The organism is Mycetocola sp. JXN-3, from assembly GCF_014522285.1.
Lineage (GTDB): Bacteria > Actinomycetota > Actinomycetes > Actinomycetales > Microbacteriaceae > Mycetocola > Mycetocola saprophilus.
The window spans coordinates 2,599,301-2,619,713 of the sequence record NZ_CP041635.1; the positions used below are offsets into that span (position 1 = coordinate 2,599,301).

18 protein-coding genes and 1 pseudogene are annotated in these 20,413 nt (G+C 66.2%); 5 read left to right on the forward strand and 14 right to left on the reverse strand.

Annotation, left to right across the window (positions count from 1 at the left end; translation table 11 throughout):
• Position 1: 1 nt before the first annotated feature.
• The 4 genes from C7C57_RS11800 to C7C57_RS11815 are packed head-to-tail and all read left to right on the forward strand — an operon-like array spanning position 2 to position 3,600.
• On the forward strand, positions 2-955 hold the full coding sequence (locus C7C57_RS11800) for an ABC transporter permease (RefSeq protein ID WP_187976573.1): 954 nt from the start codon (positions 2-4) through the stop codon (positions 953-955).
• On the forward strand, positions 952-1,959 hold the full coding sequence (locus tag C7C57_RS11805; protein ID WP_187976574.1) for an ABC transporter permease: 1,008 nt from the start codon (positions 952-954) through the stop codon (positions 1,957-1,959). The genes C7C57_RS11800 and C7C57_RS11805 overlap by 4 nt, the downstream gene beginning before the upstream one ends.
• Positions 1,956-2,765: an ABC transporter ATP-binding protein gene (locus C7C57_RS11810; RefSeq protein WP_187976575.1), complete on the forward strand. Its 810-nt coding sequence runs from the start codon at positions 1,956-1,958 to the stop codon at positions 2,763-2,765. The genes C7C57_RS11805 and C7C57_RS11810 overlap by 4 nt, the downstream gene beginning before the upstream one ends.
• Positions 2,758-3,600: an ABC transporter ATP-binding protein gene (locus tag C7C57_RS11815; protein ID WP_187976576.1), complete on the forward strand. Its 843-nt coding sequence runs from the start codon at positions 2,758-2,760 to the stop codon at positions 3,598-3,600. Before C7C57_RS11810 ends, C7C57_RS11815 begins: the two co-directional genes overlap by 8 nt.
• A gap of 129 nt (positions 3,601-3,729) precedes the next feature.
• On the opposite strand, the gene der is transcribed toward C7C57_RS11815, so the two are convergent.
• From der to C7C57_RS11850, 7 genes and pseudogenes are all read right to left on the reverse strand, one after another.
• Entirely contained in the window at positions 3,730-5,247 is a 1,518-nt protein-coding gene (gene der / locus C7C57_RS11820) for a ribosome biogenesis GTPase Der (protein ID WP_187976577.1), read from the reverse strand.
• Between the two features lie 96 nt (positions 5,248-5,343).
• Positions 5,344-6,039, reverse strand: coding sequence for a (d)CMP kinase (gene cmk, locus C7C57_RS11825; protein WP_187976578.1), 696 nt, complete (start codon positions 6,037-6,039; stop codon positions 5,344-5,346).
• Positions 6,040-7,140: a prephenate dehydrogenase gene (locus tag C7C57_RS11830; protein ID WP_187976579.1), complete on the reverse strand. Its 1,101-nt coding sequence runs from the start codon at positions 7,138-7,140 to the stop codon at positions 6,040-6,042. It lies immediately after the preceding gene.
• An 835-nt stretch (positions 7,141-7,975) separates the two neighbouring features.
• Positions 7,976-8,740: pseudogene (locus C7C57_RS15855) on the reverse strand (pseudouridine synthase); the annotation flags it as partial.
• A 23-nt stretch (positions 8,741-8,763) separates the two neighbouring features.
• On the reverse strand, positions 8,764-9,513 hold the full coding sequence (scpB, locus tag C7C57_RS11840) for an SMC-Scp complex subunit ScpB (protein ID WP_187976580.1): 750 nt from the start codon (positions 9,511-9,513) through the stop codon (positions 8,764-8,766).
• Positions 9,503-10,324 (reverse strand): ScpA family protein, encoded by an 822-nt coding sequence (locus tag C7C57_RS11845; protein WP_187976581.1) that lies wholly within the window; start codon positions 10,322-10,324, stop codon positions 9,503-9,505. The genes scpB and C7C57_RS11845 overlap by 11 nt, the downstream gene beginning before the upstream one ends.
• Positions 10,308-11,183, reverse strand: a complete 876-nt coding sequence (locus C7C57_RS11850) for a ParA family protein (protein WP_187976582.1) — start codon at positions 11,181-11,183, stop codon at positions 10,308-10,310. The genes C7C57_RS11845 and C7C57_RS11850 overlap by 17 nt, the downstream gene beginning before the upstream one ends.
• A gap of 256 nt (positions 11,184-11,439) precedes the next feature.
• On the opposite strand from C7C57_RS11850, the gene C7C57_RS11855 reads away from it, so the two are divergent.
• A complete protein-coding gene (locus C7C57_RS11855) occupies positions 11,440-12,090 on the forward strand; it encodes a Pr6Pr family membrane protein (RefSeq protein ID WP_187976583.1) in 651 nt (216 codons plus the stop codon).
• A 367-nt stretch (positions 12,091-12,457) separates the two neighbouring features.
• Here C7C57_RS11855 and C7C57_RS11860 read toward each other — a convergent pair whose 3' ends face one another.
• From C7C57_RS11860 to C7C57_RS11890, 7 genes are all read right to left on the reverse strand, one after another.
• Positions 12,458-12,862 carry a hypothetical protein gene (locus tag C7C57_RS11860; protein WP_187976584.1) on the reverse strand — a complete coding sequence of 135 codons (405 nt, stop codon included), beginning with the start codon at positions 12,860-12,862 and terminating at the stop codon, positions 12,458-12,460.
• 236 nt (positions 12,863-13,098) lie between these two features.
• A complete protein-coding gene (locus tag C7C57_RS11865; RefSeq protein WP_187976585.1) occupies positions 13,099-13,647 on the reverse strand; it encodes a hypothetical protein in 549 nt (182 codons plus the stop codon).
• A complete protein-coding gene (locus tag C7C57_RS11870) occupies positions 13,648-15,402 on the reverse strand; it encodes a hypothetical protein (RefSeq protein WP_187976586.1) in 1,755 nt (584 codons plus the stop codon).
• 350 nt (positions 15,403-15,752) lie between these two features.
• The gene (locus C7C57_RS11875; protein WP_187978366.1) at positions 15,753-16,787 is read right to left on the reverse strand and encodes an NAD(P)-dependent alcohol dehydrogenase; all 1,035 of its coding nucleotides are present in this window, start codon (positions 16,785-16,787) and stop codon (positions 15,753-15,755) included.
• Positions 16,788-16,983: 196 nt separating this feature from the next.
• Positions 16,984-17,886, reverse strand: coding sequence for a site-specific tyrosine recombinase XerD (xerD, locus tag C7C57_RS11880; RefSeq protein WP_187976587.1), 903 nt, complete (start codon positions 17,884-17,886; stop codon positions 16,984-16,986).
• Positions 17,887-17,889: 3 nt separating this feature from the next.
• A complete protein-coding gene (locus tag C7C57_RS11885; protein ID WP_187976588.1) occupies positions 17,890-18,519 on the reverse strand; it encodes an NUDIX hydrolase in 630 nt (209 codons plus the stop codon).
• 1 nt (position 18,520) lies between these two features.
• Positions 18,521-20,233: a CTP synthase gene (locus tag C7C57_RS11890; protein ID WP_043321320.1), complete on the reverse strand. Its 1,713-nt coding sequence runs from the start codon at positions 20,231-20,233 to the stop codon at positions 18,521-18,523.
• Positions 20,234-20,413: the final 180 nt, after the last annotated feature.

The following is a 20,413-nucleotide window of genomic DNA, read 5'->3' on the forward strand; positions in this document are numbered from 1 at the left end:
TATGACCCGATTCCTGCTGACGCGCGCCCTCCTGCTGGTCCTCGGGCTCGCGGTGGCCAGCGTGCTGATCTTCCTGGCGTTACGGCTGCTTCCCGGCGACGTGGCCCAGGTGATCGCCGGCACCGACGCGACCCCCGAACGGCTGGCCGCGATTCGCGACAGCCTGGGGCTTGAGCGTCCGCTGCCGGTTCAGTATGTCGAGTGGATCGGCGGGCTGCTGCGCGGAGACCTCGGCAACTCGGTGGTCACCGGAACCCCGGTGGCCGGGGAAATCTGGGAGAAGGCGCAGGTCACGCTGCCGCTCGCGCTGCTGTCGATGCTGATCGGGCTGGCCATCGCCGGTCCGCTCGGGGTCGCCGCCGCGCTGCGTCGCGGACGCCCGGCCGGCTTCGCGCTGAGCGGGGGCGCACAGGCACTGGCCGCGGTCCCGGTCATCTGGGCCGGGATGCTGCTGGTGATCGTCTTCTCGCTGTGGCTGGGCTGGCTGCCCGCGCAGGGCTTCCCCCGGGCCGGCTGGTCGGATCCCGGGGCGGCGCTGCGCTCGCTGCTGCTCCCGGCGCTGACGATCGGTATCGTCGAGGGGGCGGCGATGCTGCGCTTCGTGCGTTCGGCAACCCTGGGCGTGATGGGTCAGGACTTTGTGCGCACGGCCGCCGCCGCCGGGCGCACCCGCACCGGCGCGCTGCTGAGCCACGGCCTGCCCAGCGTCGCACTCTCGATCGTCTCGGTCCTGGGCATCCAGGTCGCCGGACTGTTGGTGGGAACGGTGCTGGTGGAAAACCTCTTTACCCTGCCCGGGATCGGCCGCATGCTGGTGGCCGACGTGGGCAACCGCGATCTCAGCAAGGTGCAGAGCGAAATCCTGGTGCTCACCGCGATCGTGCTGATCATCGGCACCCTGGTCGACGTGGTGCACCGCCTGCTTGATCCGCGTCAGAGGGAGGTGGCGCGATGAGCCCGCTCCGAAAACTGTTCCGGCATCCCGCGGGCCTGTTCGGGGCCATCGTGGTGGCCGTGCTGGTGCTGTCGGCACTGGTATCGCTGGTGTGGACCCCGCACGATCCGGTCTTCACCGACTCGGCCCGGCGCTGGCTCGCCCCCACCTGGGCGTATCCGTTCGGGACCGATAACTCCGGCCGCGATATCTTCAGCCTGATCCTCGCCGGATCCCGGGTCACCGTGCTGGTGGCCGTGGGCTCGGCGCTCGGGGCGGGCATTTTGGGGCTGCTGCTGGCCTCGCTCGGCGCGCTAACCCGGCGCTGGGTGCGCGAGGGTGTGGCGGTGCTGATCGACGTGCTGATCGCCTTTCCGACCCTGCTGATCGCGATGCTGCTGGCCGCCGCCTGGGGTGGATCGCTGCTCGTGGTGATTGTGGCGGTGTCGATCGGGTTCGGGGTGAACATCGCCCGGGTCACCCGGCCCGAGATTCGCGCGGTCCTCGCCGCCGACTATGTGCTGGCGGCGCGTGCCTCGGGCATCGGCAGCCTGGGAATCCTGCGACGCCATGTGATCCCCAACATCCTGCCGGTGCTGATCGTGCAGCTCTCCTGGGGCATGGCCATCGCGATCCTCGCCGAGGCAGGACTGAGCTACCTCGGCTACGGTGCCCCGGCGGATACACCGTCCTGGGGTCGCCTGCTCTCCGAGCTCCAGACCTATATCGGCATCCAGCCACTCTCGGTGCTCTGGCCGGGGGCCGTGATCACGATCACTGTGCTGGGCTTCAACCTGCTGGGCGACGGGCTACGGGACGTCACCGACCCCACCCTGGCCGACCCGATCCTGTCCGAGACGGTGCCCGCGAGCAATGCGCCGGTATCCCCCGCGGCCGCGGCCGGTGCGACCTCGGATTCGAGCGCACGCGAAACCGCGCCCGCATGCGTCACGCCGGTATCCCCGGAGGCTACCGAAGCCGCCTCGATGTCGGAGACCCCCGAGACACAGGAGGGCACACGATGAGCCTGATCGTCGAGAATCTGCGCATCGACTTCGGTGCGCGCACGGTGGTGCACGAGGTGTCCTTCGAGGTGTCCCCCGGCGCACGGCTGGGCCTGATCGGCGAGTCCGGTTCGGGGAAGTCGCTCACCGCGCTGGCGATCCTGGGGCTATTGCCCGAGGGTGCCCGGGCGAGCGGGAGCATCCGGCTGGACGGCGAGGAGCTGCTGGGCCGCCCGGACCGGGAGCTCGCGGGCATCCGCGGGGATCGGATCGCGATGGTCTTCCAGGAGCCACGCACGGCGTTGAATCCGCTGCGCCGGATCGAGCGACAGATCGCCGAGCCCGCGCGCCTGCACGGCCGCCTCTCGAAGGCGCAGACCCGGGCCCGCGCGCTCGAACTGGCGGAGCTCGTGGGGCTGCCCGAGCCCGCCGATATCCTGCGCCGCTACCCGCATGAGCTCTCCGGTGGTCAGCGGCAGCGCGTCTCGATCGCCGCCGCGCTGTCCGCCGGTCCGCGCTATCTGCTGGCGGATGAGCCCACCACCGCTCTGGATGTCACCGTGCAGTCCGAGATCCTCAACACCTTCGATACCCTGGTGCGCGAGAGCGGGAGCGGGCTGGTCTTCATCACCCACGACCTGGCGGTGCTCGCTCGGATCGCCGATCACGCGGTGGTCCTGGCCGACGGCCGGGTGGTCGAATCCGCACCGGTCCGGACCCTGCTGGAGGTACCCCGATCCGAGCTGGGACGTCGCCTGCTGGCCGCCGCCCGTCGCACCGCGTTCAGCCCGGCTGCCACACCCCGGGAGGAATCGGTCGATGACTAACCCGACTCCGCACACCCGCGCGTTCCCCGGTCCCCCGCTGCTCCAGGCCGTCGGACTCGGCCGCAGCTACCACGTGCCCCGCGGCACCGCCGGACGCGGTGAGCGGGTGGCGCTGGCCCCCACCGACCTGGTGATGCACGACGGCGAGAGCCTCGGCATCGTCGGAGAATCCGGCTCGGGCAAGTCCACCCTGGTACGTCTGCTGACCGCGCTGGATGCCCCGAGCAGCGGACGGGTCGACTTCCACGGGCAGACCATCGTCAGCGCCGAGGGATCGGTGCGCAAGCAGATTCGTGGCAAGACCCTGAACTGGTTCCGAAAGCACACCGGGGTGGTTTTCCAGGATCCGTATGCCTCGCTGGATCCGCGGATGAGCGTGGGCCGGATCATCGCCGAACCCCTGATCGGGCTCGGCCTGTCCGAGAACCGTCGGGCGCGGGTGCACGAGGTTCTGGTTCAGGTGGGACTCCCGGCAGAGTTTGCCGATCGATACCCGCACCAACTCTCCGGCGGCCAGCGTCAGCGCGTGGCCATTGCCCGCGCGATCGTGCACCGGCCCACCCTGCTGGTGGGGGACGAACCGCTCAGCGCGCTGGATGTGACCGTGCGGGCCCAGATTCTTGAGCTCCTGGTCTCGCTCCGGGACGAGCTGGGCCTGAGCCTGATCCTGGTCTCCCACGATCTCGGGGTGGTGCAGGAGCTGTGCGAGAGCGTCGCGGTGATGCACGCGGGCAGCATCGTCGAGCACGGCCCCACCGCTCGGGTCTTCGCAGCCCCCGAGCACCCCTATACCGCCCGGCTACTGACCTCGGCGCTCCCGCTCCCCGGCGCCTAAAACACGAACGCGGCCGCCCGGACCATTCTTGCCACCCCGGCACACGCGGCCGGCTCGGTCGGATCTGAACGCCCGCACACATAAAAGCGGCCGCCCGGAAAACCGGACGGCCGCGTTTATGCGTTGCGACTACTTCTTGGTGCGGTCGCGCTTCTCGCGCACACGCATGTTCACCTGAATCGGCGAACCCTCGAAGCCGTACACCTCGCGCAGACGGCGGGTGATGAATCGACGGTAACCCGGGTCCAGGAAGCCCGTGGTGAACAGCACGAATGTGGGCGGACGGCTGATCGCCTGGGTACCAAACAGGATGCGCGGCTGCTTACCACCACGCAGCGGGTGCGGGTGCTCGGCCACGAGCTCGGTGAGGAAGGCGTTGAACTTGCCGGTGGGGATGCGGGTGTCCCACGACTCGAGCGCGAGCTCGAGGGCCGGAACCAGCTTCTCCAGGTGACGGCCGGTACGGGCCGAGATGTTCACGCGCGGTGCCCAGGCCACGTGGGCCAGGTCCTGCTCGATCTCGCGCTCCAGGTAGCGACGACGGTCATCGTCCAGCTGGTCCCACTTGTTGAAGGCGAGCACCAGCGCACGGCCGGATTCCAGCACCAGGTCGATGATGCGGACGTCCTGCTCGGAGATCGGCTGGGTCACATCGATCAGCACAACCGCGACCTCGGCCTTTTCCAGGGCCGCGGAGGTGCGCAGCGAGGCGTAGAAGTCGGCACCCTGGGAGAGGTGCACGCGGCGGCGGATACCGGCGGTGTCCACGAAGCGCCAGACCTTACCGGCCAGGGTGATCTGCTCATCCACCGGGTCACGGGTGGTTCCGGCGAGGTCGTTAACAACCACGCGCTCCTCACCGGCGGCCTTGTTCAGCAGGCTCGACTTGCCCACGTTCGGGCGACCCAGCAGGGCGACCCGGCGGGGTCCGCCGACCTCCTGCTTGGCAACCGCGGACACCTCGGGCAGCTTGCCCATGATGGCATCCAGCAGGTCGGCCACGCCACGACCGTGCAGGGCCGAAACAGGCCACGGCTCGCCGAGGCCCAGCGACCACAGCGAGGCGGCGTTGGGCTCCTGGCGCACATCGTCCACCTTGTTGGCGACAAGGAACACGGGCTTGTTGATCTTGCGCAGCAGCTTCACGACGTGCTCATCGGTGCTGGTGGGACCCACGTTGGAGTCGACCACAAACATCACGACGTCGGAGAGCTCGATCGCAACCTCGGCCTGGGCGGCCACGGAGGCGTCGATGCCGCGAGCATCGGGCTCCCACCCACCGGTGTCGACGAGGGAGAACTTACGTTCGTTCCACTCGGCCTTATAGGTAACGCGGTCACGGGTCACGCCGGGGGTGTCCTCCACGACGGCCTCGCGGCGGCCGAGGATGCGGTTGACCAGCGCCGACTTGCCCACGTTCGGGCGGCCCACGATCGCCACGACCGGCAGGGCCGGCAGGTAGCGGATCGCGTTGGGGTCATCGGTGACGCCGGCGAGGACGTCGAAGTCATCCTCATCCAGGTCGTATTCGTCTAGGCCCAGGCGCAGCGCGCTGGCGCGCTGGCTGACGAGCTCGTCATCGAGGCCTTCGAGGCGCTCGGCGAAATCCTCATCCGCGGGCAGGTCTTCGTAGTTGTCAGGTGACATCTGCGGTGTTCTCTTTCTGAAGGGAGCCCAGGTGTTGCGGGCTCGGTGGTGACCGCTAGGCGGTCGTACCCCCGGGGTCGGTGGACACCGGAGGGTCTATTCGGTTGTGTGTGCTGGCTCAGGTGTTGCGAGCCCGTTGTGTACCCGCTCGACAACCGCGGCAATGGTGGCCGGGAAATCGAGGTGGGTGGAATCGAGGGTGTAGACACCCTCGGCGGCGGTCATGAACTCGGTCACGGCGGAATCGGCACGATCCCGCTTGGCGAGTGCTTCGGCCGCGGTCTTGGCGGCATCACCGGTGAGCTCGGCTCCCCGGCGTGCGGCGCGCACCTCTTCCGAGGCGGTGAGCAGAATCCGAACCGGAGCGTCCGGAGCCACCACGGTTGTGATGTCGCGTCCCTCGACCACAATACCCGGCTTTTCGGTCGAGGCAATAATGGTGCGGAACAGGTTGTTGACGAAGGTGCGGACCTCGGGAACCCGGGCGACCTGGCTCACCAGCGCCGAAATACGCGGTTCGCGGATGGCCTCGGTGACCTCGGTGGATCCCACCAGCACAAAATACTCGTCGGGATCGGTACCGATGCGGTACTCGAATCCCGGCAGTGAGGCGATCACCAGCGCGGTGTCCGAACCATCGACCCCGGAGTCATCCAGGTACCAGGCCAGCGCGCGGTAGGCGGCACCGGTGTCCAGGTAGGCAAAACCCAGCTGCTTCGCCGCGGCCTTGGAGACCGAGGACTTGCCGCTGCCGGCCGGGCCATCGACGGCCACCACAAATACGTTTGACATCTATACGCTCGCGATTCTCCAGCCGCGCGCCCCGAGATCCTCGATGGTGCGCTGCTTAACCTCGGGAAGGACCGCGATCTCGGCCAGGCCGATCTGGGCACCCGGTGAGTGCTCCAGGCGCAGGTCCTCCATGTTGACATTGATCTCACCGAGCTCGGTGAGGAGCCGGCCCAGCTGGCCGGGAGTATCGTCCACCATCACCACGATGGTGGCAAACCGCTGTGACTGGCCGTGCTTGCCGGGGATCCGGGCGACACCGGAGTTACCGGCGGCCATCGCATCGGCCACCGCGCGGCGGGCACCGGGGGCGTCCGGGTCGCGCAGGGCCTCGGTGACCGCGCCGAGACGGGCGATCATCGCCTCGAGGGCCTCGACCACGGGACCCGAGTTGGCGGCGAGGATCTGCAGCCACAGCTCGGGCGCGCTCGAGGCGAGCCGAGTGGTGTCGCGCAGGCCCTGACCGGCCAGCTGAATCGCGGTATCGGGGGCATCGGCGAGGCCCGCAGCCAGCAGGCTGGACACCAGCTGCGGCAGGTGCGAAACCAGGCCCACCGAGGCGTCGTGCTCCTCGGGGGTCATCTCGATCAGCACGCCGCCCACATCCAGCGCCACAGCCTCGATCAGGGCCAGGTCTTCGCGGCGGGTTTCCTCGTCGCGGCAGATCACCCAGGGACGCCCGAAGAACAGGTCGGCGCGGGCGGAGATCGCCCCGCCGCGCTCGCGTCCGGCCATCGGATGGGAACCGATGTAGCGGGTCAGGTCGATGCCGCGCGCCTCGAGGGTGCGCAGCGGTGCCAGCTTGACGCTGGCCACATCGGTGACCACGGCGTCGGGGTAGTCGGCGAGCGCGCGCTCGACCGCGTCGGCCACCACATCCGGCGGGACACACACGATCACCAGGCGGGGGGCGTCCCCCGCGGCGGGCAGGCGTCCGGCACCGTAGTCGACGGCCAGACGCAGGTTGCTGGGTGAGGCATCATCGAGGATAACCTCGACACCCTTGTCCCGCAGCGCCAGCCCGAGACTCGCCCCCAGCAGACCGGCACCAACGATGCGGACCGGACCCTGGGTGCGGGTCGCGTTGGATTTCTGTTCTACCATCGTTCCTGTTTATCTCAGATCGGGTGTGGTGACAAACCTCGGTTTGTTAGTAGCGCTTGCGGTCGTCCCGGCCGAAACGCTCGCCGCCGCCGCGCGGGCCGCCATCGCGACGCTCGCCACCACGGCCGGGCTGCTTGGGTCCGGCACTCTTGGGGCCGGCACTCTTGGGGCCGGCGGCGCGATAGTCATCGCGACGCTCGCCACCGGAGCGACCGCCACGGTCCTGTGCCCCGGCACCGCGGGCACGGTAGTCGCCGCGCTCGGGACGGCCGGCACGGTCGCCGTGGCCCGAACGCTCGGGGCGTCCGCCACGCTCGTCGCGAGCGTAGCCGCCACGGTTTTCGCCGCGGTTGTCGCGGTTGTAGCCGCCCTCGCGGGTTCCGCGGTCATAGCCGCCGCGTCCGCCACGCTCGTCACGGGCGTAGCCGCCACGGTTCTCGCCGCGGTTGTCACGGCTGTAGCCGCCCTCGCGAGGTGCCCGGTTGTCCCGGTCGTAGCCGCCGCGTGCATCGCGGTTGTAGCCACCCTCACGCGGAGCGCGGTCGTAACCGCCGCGACCCTCGCCCCGGTTGTCCCGGCCATAGCCACCCTCGCGGGGTGCACGATCCTCGCGGTTGAAGCCACGCTCACGGGGTCCACCCTCGCGCGGTCCACGCTCGCCGCGACGCTCGTCACGGCCGGTGCGCTTGGGGCCACGCTCGGTGGGCACGTAGGCACCACGCTCGCCGCCGCGCTGAGCACGGTAGCCGCCGTTGCGCTTGGCCTCGCGGTCCTCACGCTCACGCTCGGCCTGACGGCGCTCAATGTGATCGATCTCGATGTGCTCGGCCGGCTGGGCGCTGGCCTTGCGGGCCAGGGTCAGCACGCGACCCAGCTCGGCGGCGCTGAGCTCGCGGTAGCGGCCCTGCGGCAGGGTGCCCAGGTGCAGCGGTCCAAACGAGCGGCGCACCAGGTCGATGACCGGGTGACCGACGTGGGCCAGCATGCGGCGCACGATGCGGTGCTTACCCGAGTGCAGGGTGATCTCGATCATCGAGGTCTTGCCCGACTCGTCCATCAGGCGAGCGCGGTCGGCACGGATCGGGCCGTCATCCAGCTCGATGCCGCGCAGCAGGCGCGTGATCGTGGCCTGGGTGATGGTGCCGGATACCCGGGCGATATAGGTCTTGGTCACACCGAAGGAGGGGTGCGCGAGAACGTTGGCCAGCTCACCATCGTTGGTGAGGATGATCAGACCCGAAGTCTCCTGGTCGAGGCGACCCACGTTGTACACGCGCTCCTCGAACTCCGAGGTGTACGCCGAAAGGTCGGGACGACCGTTTTCATCGGCGAGGGAGGAAACCACACCCACCGGCTTGTTCAGCATCACATAACGCTTGGTCTCGTCGAGCTGAACGGCCTGGCCGTCCACCGAGACGAGGTCAACCTCGGGGTCGATGCGGCGACCGAGTTCGGTCACAACCTGACCGTTCACCTCGATCCGACCGGCGGTGATCATGTCCTCACACACGCGGCGGGAGGCGACACCGCGCTGAGCGAGCACCTTCTGCAGGCGTACGCCGTCGGGCTGGTTGGTGGGGTGAAGCGGGGAAGCGGGCATCCGCGAGGTTTCCTATTCTGTGGTCAGGCAGGGCGCAGGTCGGAGTCGAATCCGTCCGCACCATCGGGCAGCAGCGGTGAGATCGGCGGGAGCTCGTCCAGGGAGTTCAGTCCCAACTGGGTGAGCAGCAGATCGGTGGTGCCGTAGTGTATGGCGCCGGTCTCGGAATCGGTGAATACCTCGGTGATGAGGCCACGGCCGGCGAGCGTGCGCACCACCGAGTCTACGTTGACTGCACGGATGGCTGCTACCGCACCGCGGGTGATCGGCTGCTTATAGGCGATCACGGCCAGTGTTTCCAGGGCTGCGGGCGATAAACGGGCGGGATTTTGGGTGTGCACATAGTCGGTCACGACCTCGTCATAGTCGGTGCGGACATAGATTCGCCAGCCGCCACCCACCTCGCGCAGCTCGAATCCGCGGCGCACGCTTCCGGAGAGCAGCCCGTCGAAGTCGGCCACCAGGTTGGTGATCGCCTGGCGCACCTCACGCAGCGGTGCCCCCACGGCCGAGGCCAGGTCTACCAGCGGCTGGGGCTCGTCGGCAACGATCAGGATCGCCTCGAGCGCACGCTCCAGCGGGAGGTCGGCGGCCGCATGCGGGGCGAGCGGGGAGTCCGCGGCGGGTTCGGCACCCGAAGCGTCCGCAGCCAGGGATTCGGCGGCCCGGGATTCAGCAGGCTGTGCCTCGGCAGCCAGCGGCTCGGCCATCGAGGTGCCCGCGACCGTCGGCTCCGCAGCCAGGGTTTCGGCGGACAGCGGCTCAGTTGTCATAGTCGGCTCCGAGGTTCACGAGGTTTTGGGCATCCCAGTCGAGCGCGCTCCAGGTCACGGTGAGTTCACCTAGCGGTTCGATCTGTTCAAAGGTCACCGCGGCATGGCGGTACAGCTCCAGCAGCGCCAGGAAACGGGCGACCACGATCCCGCGCTCGCTCACCCCCGACACGAGTTCCCGGAAGCTCTTCGGTTCTCCCCCGCGTAGCATCGCCACCAGGTGCGCGGCCTGCTCGCGGATGCTCACCAGCGGCGCGTGCAGGTGGTCGAGGCCCACGGTGGGGATCTCCCGCGGGGTCAGCGCGATCAGCGCGAGCGCGGCGAAGTCCTGCGGTCCCAGCGTCCAGTGCAGTTCGGGGGTGCGGGCGCGGAACTTCTCCTCCAGGCGCACCGTACGCGGATGCCGGGTCGATTCCACCCGAAGCCGCTCCTCAAACCAGCGTGCGGCCTCCTTAAAGGCGCGGTACTGCAGCAGCCGGGCGAACAGGAGGTCGCGGGCTTCGAGCAGGGCCGCATCTTCGGCGTCCACCACCTCGCCCTGGGGCAGCAGCCCGGCGATCTTCAGATCCAGCAGGGTCGCCGCCACCACGATGAACTCCGAGGCCTTGTCCATCTCCTCGGCCGCATCGAGCCCGCGCAGGTACTCCAAAAACTCGTCGGTGACCGCCGAGAGGGCGATCTCGGTGATGTCGAGTTCGCGCTTGCCGATCAGGGTCAGCAGCAGGTCAAACGGGCCGTCGAAGTTATCCAGGGCAACCCGAAACACCCCGGATTCCGGGGCCACTAGGACCGGATCAGGCGACGGCACCACGCGCTACCAGCTCACGCGCGAGCTGACGGTAGGCCTTGGCAGCCTGATGCTCCGGCGCAAAATCGGTGATCGGAACCCCGGCCACGCTGGCGTCGGGGAACTTCACGGTGCGACCGATCACGGTCTCCAGCACCGAGTCGCCAAACGCCTCGACCACGCGCTCCAGGACCTCGCGCGAGTGCAGGGTACGGGAGTCGTACATGGTGGCGAGGATACCGTCGAGCTTGATCGCCGGGTTCAGGCGGTCGCGCACCTTGTCGATGGTCTCGATCAGCAGGGCCACCCCGCGCAGCGCGAAGAACTCGCACTCCAGCGGGATCAGTACGCCGTGGGAGGCGGTGAGAGCGTTGACGGTTAGCAGCCCCAGAGAGGGCTGGCAGTCCACGAGGATCACGTCGTATTCGGCGCTGACCTTACGCAGCACGCTGGCGAAGATCTGCTCGCGGGCAACCTCACCCACCAGGTGCACCTCGGCGGCGGACAGGTCGATGTTGGCGGGGATCAGGTCGAGCCCGGGCACCTTGGTCGAGACGATCGCCTCGTGCGGGTCCTTGGTGTGCCCCAGCAGCAGGTCATAGATCGTGGGGGTGTCGTGGGCCACCACGCCGAGGCCGGCGCTCAGCGCACCCTGCGGGTCGAAGTCGACCGCGAGGACGCGGCGGCCGTAGGCGGCAAGCGCGGCTCCCATGCTGATGGTCGTGGTGGTTTTGCCCACGCCACCCTTCTGATTGCACAGCGAGATGATGCGCGCGGGACCGTGCTCGGACAGCGGGGCCGGCTCGGGGAACTCGGTCTGAATGCGGCCGGTCGGGCCGAAGTCGATGCCCTCAAGCGGTGTGTTCTGTCCTGCTCTTGCCACTGCGTATCCCAACGTCCGGCGAATTCCTGCGGTTGCATACCGATTCTACCGGCGACCACCCACATCACCACCGAGGGCGCGCCCGTCCGCCATTTCCGCGAAGCCAACGCTCCGAGCGAGGGCATCCTCACGGGTTGAGGCGGTGGACGCCGGTCCGCCACGATGTCCTTCGACCGCCTTCTCTTTTCCCGCGGGCCCCGCTACCCCTAGACTCCCCTCAGCGGCACATCGAGCCACCCGCAGCGTTAGGGAGATCATGAGTACCATCACACAGCCTCGCCTCGGCCTCGCGGCCCATCCGGTCGCGGGCATCGTTCGCGTTGCGTTTGGTTTGCTCACGCTCGCGGCGATCACCGGCTCGCTGATCCATTCGGCGAGCCAGGGGCCGGTCAACCCGTTTAACTTCTTTGGATACTTCACGATCCAGAACAACCTGCTGATGGGTGTCGTCCTGATCGTGGTGGCCATTCGCAGTCTGAGCGGACGTGCCCTCTCCCTCGGCTGGAGCCTCGCCCGCGGGTTCGCGGTGTCCTATATGGCCGTGGTGGGCATCGTCTATAACACGCTGCTGGTTGGGGTGGATGGCGGGGCCTCGCTGCCCTGGAGCAACTTCGTGATGCACGTCCTGTTCCCGATCATCGCGGTCCTCGACTGGATCGTCTTCACCGACCGGGTCACCCTGCCCTGGCGCACCTTCTGGTGGGTGCTCGTGTATCCGGCGGTGTGGACCATCGTGGTCCTGATCCGCGGCGCGACCGACGGCTGGGTTCCCTACCCCTTCCTCAACCCGGCAAACGGCTACGGCGTCGTGGCGCTCTACTGTCTGGGCGTCGTGGTGGCCTTCCTGGTGTCGGCCGTGGTGGTGTACTGGATCGCCCGCCTCCGCCCGGGACGCGACCCCCGCTAAGCACCCGAAAATGGCCCAGAATCCTCGGATTCCGGGCCATTTCTGCATAAGGTTACGATCGGCGAGTGGCATAGATGATGAACGCATCGGCAGTTTGCTAAGGCCGCTCTGGACACGCGTACTTGCTACTCCATCCTCAAACCAGGGTTCATCTCGGTCTCTTCGGACGAGTCAGAACCTGGCAAGTCAGATCCCACACGCTGCCCCGGCTCGGTCGGTGCAAGAAGCGAACAACCAGAAAAAGCCATCAGCAGCACCGAAACAGGTACAGCACTGAAACCACGCGATCCAAACACCCACTCACCAACATCCGGACGCTATGCAAAGTCCGCTCGTTGTCGACCATTCGTGAACCTCAGAAATACCTCTAAAACTCATCACCCGGCAACTTATCCTCCGGCAACGTGAAACACGTTGAGCTCGAATCAATCCGAATGGTGTCCGGATAGACGCCCTGCCCGAACAGATAGCTCTCACCTCTCGGGCGTGATGTCAGCTGAACCATGTAGTCACCGGCCATATCGATATAACCGTCGGCACTCCATTTGCTCTCAGGGTAATGGTCCTCGAGCGCACGGGTAATCGGCTCAATGGGAGTCCCCGGAATGAGAGTTACCGTTGTCGATCCAGTCCAATTATGTTGAGTCGCAGTGCATGCAGTGACAACACCCGAGGTCTGCTGTTCAATCCTCAAAACCTTATCCTCAGGAACCAAATCCGCAATTTCCAACTCCATCCTCTGCGAATCAGCCTTCGCCTGCTCCCAGGTCAAACCAGGATTCATCTCAGTCTCCTCCGAGGACGGAACCGTAGAAGCTGACGATGAGGTTTGACCCGGTTCAGACGAGGCCGGAACCGAACATCCCGCAAGAACAAAGGCCGTCATCAAAGCGAAAACGATGAAACCCAACCTGGACTGCACCATCTACCTCACCACCCCCTGAGCACAATGATCACAAGCAGCCCTCGACCTTCATCCAACAGACGACACCGCAATCCCGTCATCACCTAAAAAGACCCACCAGGATAAACATCTTCAGGAAGAGTGAAACACTTTGAGCTTGAGCCAACCCGAATCGTGTCAGGCTTCACTCCGGCTCCGAACAGATAGCTTTCACCTCTCGGGCGCGATGTCAGCTGAACCATGTAATCACCGGCCATATCGATATAACCGTTGACACTCCATTTGCTCTCACGGTAGTGCTCCCCGAGCACACGGGTAATCGGATCGATCGCAGTCCCCGGAACAAGACGCACAATCGTCGAACCATTCCAATTATGTTCAGTCGCAGTACAAGAAAAAAGCGACCCTTTTTCGCGCTGTTCGATACTGACAACAACCTCTTTCGGCACCAAATCCGCGATTTCCAGCTCCATCCTCTGCGAATCACCCTTCGCCTGCTCCCACGTCAAACCAGGATTCATCTCAGCTTCCTTATCAATAGTTGGGGAAACACTCCTGGAATTCTCGACACCACGTTCAGGGCTTACACACCCTGACAAGCAGACTGTCAAGCCAACCACGATGGCGACAGCACCAAGATTTAACTGACGCATCTATCCCATCCATTTCTGTAGATCGGCAAGCAATTGTCGATTCGCGTCCTCGTTCGTGGCCACGAGGTTGTGGTTTTCCATCAACACCCCCGCAACCTCCCCATCAAGACGACCCTCTGTCCGACCCTGATCAAGAACCCCGTCATCAGGACCACGATAATACGGGCCCTTCTCAAACGCTCCGGTACTTCGCGGATTCCTCCCACCCCACACTTCCCCGGTCAATTGCCCCCGCTGCAACACGTCATCGTAGGAAAAATCTGCATACGCCGTATCCGGATTCGCCCTCCACGCCTCCAACATCCCCGCCCCAGCCAACGACACCACCCCGTCATACCGCGTACCCGAAACCTCGGAACTGGTGACATTAGTCAGCCCCCAACTATGACCAATCGCGTCGTACTTCACCGAACTCAAACTCGGATCAAGCCTCATCCCCCGCTCAAACCTCGACAACGTCTCACCACTGCGCTCCGCCACACCAGGAGCATTAGCCTCCACGATCCGAAACATCCACGGCGCTCTCACCGAACGCGGCTGCTCCCCCGGGAACCGCCCGTCCTTATACACAAAAGCCACCGTGGTGTCATCCTCGTCAACAAGGAACTTTGAAATCTTCTGCACTCCGCCTTCGAAAAACGAATTCATGTTCGTGAACGTCCCCGGAACATACGTCACCGCCCGCACCGTATCCGGCCCCGGCATCCCCACCATCTCCACAACCCGCGACTGATCACGCTCATACAAATACAACTGCACATTCCCCTCAGACACCTGCTGCAAATATTTAATCTCATGTCGCAAATACGCCACCAAACCCGCCCGCCCAGCCTCATCACCACCGGTTAGCGCCAACGCCTCGGCCAACTCCACCTCCGCGACCCGAATCAACGAACCCGCCCGCTCCTGATTCGCCCGCACTCGCACCAACGCCGGCAACCCATCCAAACTCCCCAACACGTTCGCGAACCGAAAAATGAACCCCGACTCATCAAACCCAGCCTCCCCAGACAACACCGCCCACGCCTGCGCCACCTCTTGCGCCGACAAACTTCCCGACGTCAACAAACCCTGAAGACTCTCCACCCGATCCACCGGAATCGCCAACACCACCTGCAACGCGCTCAACTCGCCCCCACCGGCCTGTTCAAACGCCCCCGCAACACTCTCCATCCACGCCGCATCACTCTGATTTTCCCGAAGCAGCCCCTCAAACCCCTCACTCAACGACATCGTTCCCACCGGCACCCACGAACACGACGCCACAAACCCCGCCCACGCACCCCGAAACCGCGACAACTCCTCGCCCAGCACCCCATCATGCCTGCGCCACCCACCGGCATACCCACGCAAATGCTCGGGATCAGCCGACACACTGCCCCAAAACGGCACCGCCCCCACACTACGACGACGCTCCCCCGGACGAAACGACACCGCGATCGACGGCGCACGCACCACCGGATCCCGCGGCGGCGCATCCACAAGCGGCTCAACAATATACGGACTCGGATCCCCCGTCACCGCACGACGCTGACGCTCTTCCTCACGCTGTTTCCATGCCTCAACCCGAGACAAACGATCTCGTTCCTGATCCGCACGCACCCGCGCCTCACGCACCAGATCAGCCAAATCAATCAGCTTCCCCGCCAACCGGCCCCGATCCTCGGCCTCAACACCCGAATTCTGGCTCAACAGGGTACGAAACACACCCTGGAAATCCAGCAACGCATACGACACCAGTTCGTGACGCGCCACCGACTGCCCCCGCAACCGATCAGCCGCCGACTGCGCCGCAACAGCCAAAACCTCGGCCGCGTCATTACTAAAACAAATCAACTCCCACGCCCCCTGGGAAATCCATGTTCGGCCTCCCCCGAGGCCACAAACATCCAACCAGGAACCACACGTCCCCGAGGTGAGTACTCACCCCTCAACAGGGTACGGCAAACCCACAAGATGCCACGCCCCACACCACCAAAACATCACATACACCACCCCTGGTTTCCACACCCACCCCGCAAAAAACGCCTCCTCCCCCGGAAAACCAGGGAAGGAGACGCTGCACTCCACCACGCCACTCCGGACGCGAAACGAGGACTAAGCGGTCACGGCACCACAACCGCGCGGCCGACGATCGAACCGTCGTGCAGGCGGGCATAGGCGGTGGGCGCATCGGCAATGTCGAAGCGCTCCACACTGACCTTCAGCTGTCCGGTGCGGGCGAGGGCCAGCACCTCGATCAGCTCGCCGCGGCTGCCCCAGAAGGGCGCACGCACGCCGACGCCGGCGGGAACCGTGCCATAGCCCACCGGGACGCTGCCGCCGCCGATGCCGACCACCTCGATCGCCCCGTCGATCCGCACCGAGGCCCGGGCGGTTTCCAGGGTCGGGGCGGCGCCCACAAAGTCGAAGACCACGTCTGCCCCCACGCCACCGGTGAGCGCGCGGATCGCCGCCGGAGCGTCGGCGTTGGAGAGTACCACGTGGTGGGCCCCCACCTCGCGGGCGTGGGCGAGCTTTTCCTCGTTCACATCCAGCGCGATCACCGTGGCCGGGGTCAGCGCCCGCAGGATCTGAATACCCACGTGGCCGAGGCCACCGGTTCCGATCACCACGGCGGTTGAGCCGGCGGGCAGGTTGGCCAGCTGGTGTTTGATCGAGTGGTACGGGGTCAGCCCGGCATCGGTCAGGGAAACAAACTCGACCGGGTCGAGGCCCTGCAGGGAAACCAGGTGGCGTGCGCTATCGACGATCATGTATTCGGCCATCCCGCCCTGCGCGCCCAGTCCGGGCGGGCGGATACCCAGCTTGGCGGCGTTCGGGCAGTAGTTTTCGCGCCCGCGGGTGCACTCATCGCACGCGCCACAGCCCCAGGGGCCGTAAACAGCCACGTCGTCGCCGACCGAGAACTCGGTGACACCCTCGCCGAGCTTGTCGACGATTCCGGCGGCCTCGTGGCCCAGGGTCATCGGCAGCGCATGCCCCATGACCGACTGCGGCAACCCCATCACAAACCAGTCCGAATGGCAGAGCCCCGCGGCGGTAATCCGCAGCCGAACCTGGCCGGGTTTGGGCTCGGGAATCGGGATTTCGCGCACCTCGGGTGCACGGCCGATTTCCACGTACTGTACGGCCTTCATGTTCATGTGGTGCTCTCCTCCTCCGCGAGGCACGGTCTGTCCCCGCACCTCCACGCTACTCGCGTCACCGCGGGAAAGGCCGCCCCCGTCGGGGTTTGCACCCCGGATCCCGATAACGAGAAAGTCGGTCCTCCGGCGGGCACCCGTCGAGCCGAATAATCAGGCTCGCGAGCACCCATCGAGCGGAAAAACGCGACTAGCGGGCCCGCGGATGGGCCTGCACAAACATCTCGCGCAGCGAATCGGCGGTGACACGGGTATAGATCTGGGTGGTCGCCACCGAGGAGTGCCCCAGCAGCTCCTGAACCACACGCACGTCGGCCCCGCCCTGCATCAGGTGGGTCGCAAACGAGTGACGCAGCGAGTGTGGGGATACTTCGCTGGTGATCTGGGCCCGATCGGCGGCCCGGCGGATGATCAGCCAGGCGTTTTGCCGGGACACCCGGGATCCACGCGCCCCCAGGAACAGTGCCGGGGTGGCCAGCCCGCGGGCGGAGAAGGTCGGGCGGGCACGCACCAGGTACGCGTCCAGTGCCGCGCGCGCGTAGGAGCCCACCGGGACGATGCGCTCCTTATTGCCCTTGCCGCGCAGGCGCAGGATGTCGCCGTCGATCAGGTCGTCCACGTTGAGGTCCACGGCCTCGCTGACCCGGGCACCGGTCGCATAGAGCAGTTCCAGCAGGGCACGATCGCGCAGCGACTGGGGATCATCCCCCGCCACGGCCGCCAGCAGCGCCTCGACCTCGTCGATGCGCAGCGCCTTGGGCAGGCGTGAGGGGAGCTTGGGCGGGAGGACCTTGCGGGCGCTATCGCGCTCCAGCTCGCCCTCCTCCAGGAGGAACCGGTGCCAGCCGCGGACGGCCGACAGAATGCGGGCGACGCTTGCCGCCGCGAGACCCGACTCGGTGAGCGAGCGCCCAAACAGCGCGATGTGTTCGGGGCTGACGTTTCCCAACTCGGCAATGTCCTGCTCGCCGAGCCACGCCAGGTAGCGGTTCAGGTCGCGCCGATACGCGAGCAGGGTGTTGTGTGAGCGACCCCGCTCGATGCTCAGATGGCGCAGATAGTTTTCCAGCTGCCGTTTCGGATCGGCGGCCACGGGCTAGTCCTCGGTCGAGAACTTCGGGTGCCGGGTCCAGGGCTCGTGAGCATCGCCCAGGCTCGCCCAGCCGCGGCGGCGCGAAGCCTCGGCGGCCAGCACGCCCACCACGAGCAGCGAGTTCTGGATGCGGCGATCCAGGGCGGCCTCCACGGCCTCCTCGAGCGGAATCCAGAGCTTCTCGATATCGGCTTCCTCGGCCTCGCGTTCAAACGCGGGTAGGTCGCTGATGCCGCGAGCCAGGTAGATGCGGATAACCTCGTCGCTGCCGCCGGGGCTGGTGGCAAACTCGGAGAGCAGCGACCAGTCGGTGGCGGCCAGATCGGCTTCCTCGGCCAGCTCGCGCTGCGCGCCGATCAGCGGGTCCTCCCCGGCGATATCCAGCAGGCCCGCGGGCAGCTCCCAGTCCCGGGTGCGGATCGGGTGCCGGTACTGGCGGATCAGCAGCACACGCTCCTGATCATCCAGTACCAGCACCGCAACCGCACCGGTGTGATCCATATACTCCCGGGTGATATCACCGCCGGGGTACCGGATCACATCACGTCGAATGTTCCAGACCGCTCCCTCAAACACCGCCTCGCTGGAGGCGATGGGCGGGTGTGAGGGAACGTCCCGGAGCTGTTCGGACATGTTAGTCGGCGACCACGCTCTCGGCACCGTTCTCGGCGAACAGCTTGGTCGCGTCGTGACGCTCCAGCGCCGCGGCTACCAGACCACGGAACAGCGGGTGAGCACGGTTCGGACGCGAGCGCAGCTCGGGGTGCGCCTGGGTCGCGATGTAGTACGGGTGTACCTCGCGCGGCAGCTCCACAAACTCCACCAGGTCACCGTTCGGGCTGGTGCCCGAGAAGACCAGTCCGGCCTCGGCGATCTGGTCGCGGTAGCGGTTGTTGACCTCGTAGCGGTGACGGTGACGCTCGGTGATGAGCTCGGATCCGTACACCTCGGCGGCGAGCGAGCCCGGGGCCAGTGCGGCCTCGTACTCACCCAGACGCATGGTGCCGCCCATGTCGCCCGAGGCGATGATGTCGACCTGCTCGGCCATGGTCGCGATCACCGGGAACTCGGTGTTCTCGTCGAACTCGGTCGAGGATGCTCCGGCCAGGCCGGCCTCGTTCCGGGCGTACTCGATGACCATGGTCTGCAGACCCAGGCACAGGCCCAGGGTCGGGATCTTGTTCTCGCGGGCGAACTTCAGCGCGCCCAGCTTGCCCTCGATGCCGCGGATGCCGAAGCCTCCGGGCACGCAGATGCCGTCGAGTCCGGCCAGGGCCTTGGCGGCACCCTCCGGGGTCTCGCAGTCATCCGAGGGGATCCAGCTCAGGTTGACCTTGGTCTGGTTGGCGAACCCGCCGGCGCGCAGCGCCTCGGTGACCGAGAGGTAGGCGTCGGGCAGGTCGATGTACTTACCCACCAGGCCGATGTTGACCTCGTGCTTGGGCTCGGCGACCGCGTCCAGCAGGGTGTTCCAGCCGGATTCGCCGGACCAGTCGACCTCGCCAGCTTCAAGGCCCAGCTGGTCGATGATGTAGGAGTCGAGGCCCTGGTTGTTGAGCATCGAGGGGATCAGGTAGATCGAGGGCACGTCAACGGTGTTGATGACGCCCTCTTCCTCGACGTCACACATCAGCGCAATCTTGCGCTTATTGGCCTCGGTGACCGGGCGGTCCGAGCGCAGCACCAGCGCGTCGGGCTGGATACCGATCGAGCGCAGGGCCGCAACGGAGTGCTGGGTCGGCTTGGTCTTCTGCTCACCCGAGGCACCCATGAAGGGAACCAGGGAGACGTGCACGAAGAACACGTTGCGACGGCCGAGCTCGTGGCGCAGCTGACGTGCGGCCTCGATGAACGGCTGGGATTCGATGTCACCGACGGTGCCACCCACCTCGGTGATGATCACGTCGGGGCGGGGTTCCTCGGTGGCCTGCAGGCGCATGCGACGCTTGATCTCATCGGTGATGTGCGGGATAACCTGCACGGTGTCACCGAGGTATTCGCCGCGACGCTCCTTGGCGATGACCTCCGAGTAGATCTGTCCGGTGGTCACGTTGGCCGCCTGGGACAGGTTGATGTCGAGGAAGCGCTCGTAGTGTCCGATATCAAGATCGGTCTCGGCGCCGTCGTCGGTCACGAAGACCTCGCCGTGCTGGAACGGGTTCATCGTTCCGGGATCGACGTTCAGGTACGGGTCAAGCTTCTGCATGACCACGTGCAGACCGCGGGCGGTCAGCAGGTTGCCCAGGCTCGCGGCGGTGAGCCCCTTGCCCAACGAAGAAACGACACCACCGGTCACAAAAATATGCTTGGTTGTGTCGTTCTGAGATACCGCGTTTGATTTATTCACCACGGGCTTTGATCCTATCAGCAATATCGGGACTCGGCTAGCGCCGGGGTCCTGGGGACGAGGAGTCCGCCGTGATGGCGGGGGAAAGTGCCGCGGCGGGGGCCGCGGCACTCGGTGAGTCGTGTGAAGCGAGGAAAATCACGGGGCCGCGTTTTCCGAGGCGGCCAGGGCGAGTAGCTC

Coding starts and splice junctions, on each gene's coding strand:
- der (WP_187976577.1), bottom strand. CDS start 5,247: ATGTCACCTGACAACTACGAAGACCTGCCCGCGGATGAGGATTTCGCC.
- C7C57_RS11805 (WP_187976574.1), top strand. CDS start 952: ATGAGCCCGCTCCGAAAACTGTTCCGGCATCCCGCGGGCCTGTTCGGG.
- cmk (WP_187976578.1), bottom strand. CDS start 6,039: ATGTCAAACGTATTTGTGGTGGCCGTCGATGGCCCGGCCGGCAGCGGC.
- C7C57_RS11855 (WP_187976583.1), top strand. CDS start 11,440: ATGAGTACCATCACACAGCCTCGCCTCGGCCTCGCGGCCCATCCGGTC.
- C7C57_RS11800 (WP_187976573.1), top strand. CDS start 2: ATGACCCGATTCCTGCTGACGCGCGCCCTCCTGCTGGTCCTCGGGCTC.
- scpB (WP_187976580.1), bottom strand. CDS start 9,513: ATGACAACTGAGCCGCTGTCCGCCGAAACCCTGGCTGCGGAGCCGACG.
- C7C57_RS11815 (WP_187976576.1), top strand. CDS start 2,758: ATGACTAACCCGACTCCGCACACCCGCGCGTTCCCCGGTCCCCCGCTG.
- C7C57_RS11885 (WP_187976588.1), bottom strand. CDS start 18,519: ATGTCCGAACAGCTCCGGGACGTTCCCTCACACCCGCCCATCGCCTCC.
- C7C57_RS11830 (WP_187976579.1), bottom strand. CDS start 7,140: ATGGTAGAACAGAAATCCAACGCGACCCGCACCCAGGGTCCGGTCCGC.
- C7C57_RS11810 (WP_187976575.1), top strand. CDS start 1,956: ATGAGCCTGATCGTCGAGAATCTGCGCATCGACTTCGGTGCGCGCACG.
- C7C57_RS11875 (WP_187978366.1), bottom strand. CDS start 16,787: ATGAAGGCCGTACAGTACGTGGAAATCGGCCGTGCACCCGAGGTGCGC.
- C7C57_RS11865 (WP_187976585.1), bottom strand. CDS start 13,647: ATGCGTCAGTTAAATCTTGGTGCTGTCGCCATCGTGGTTGGCTTGACA.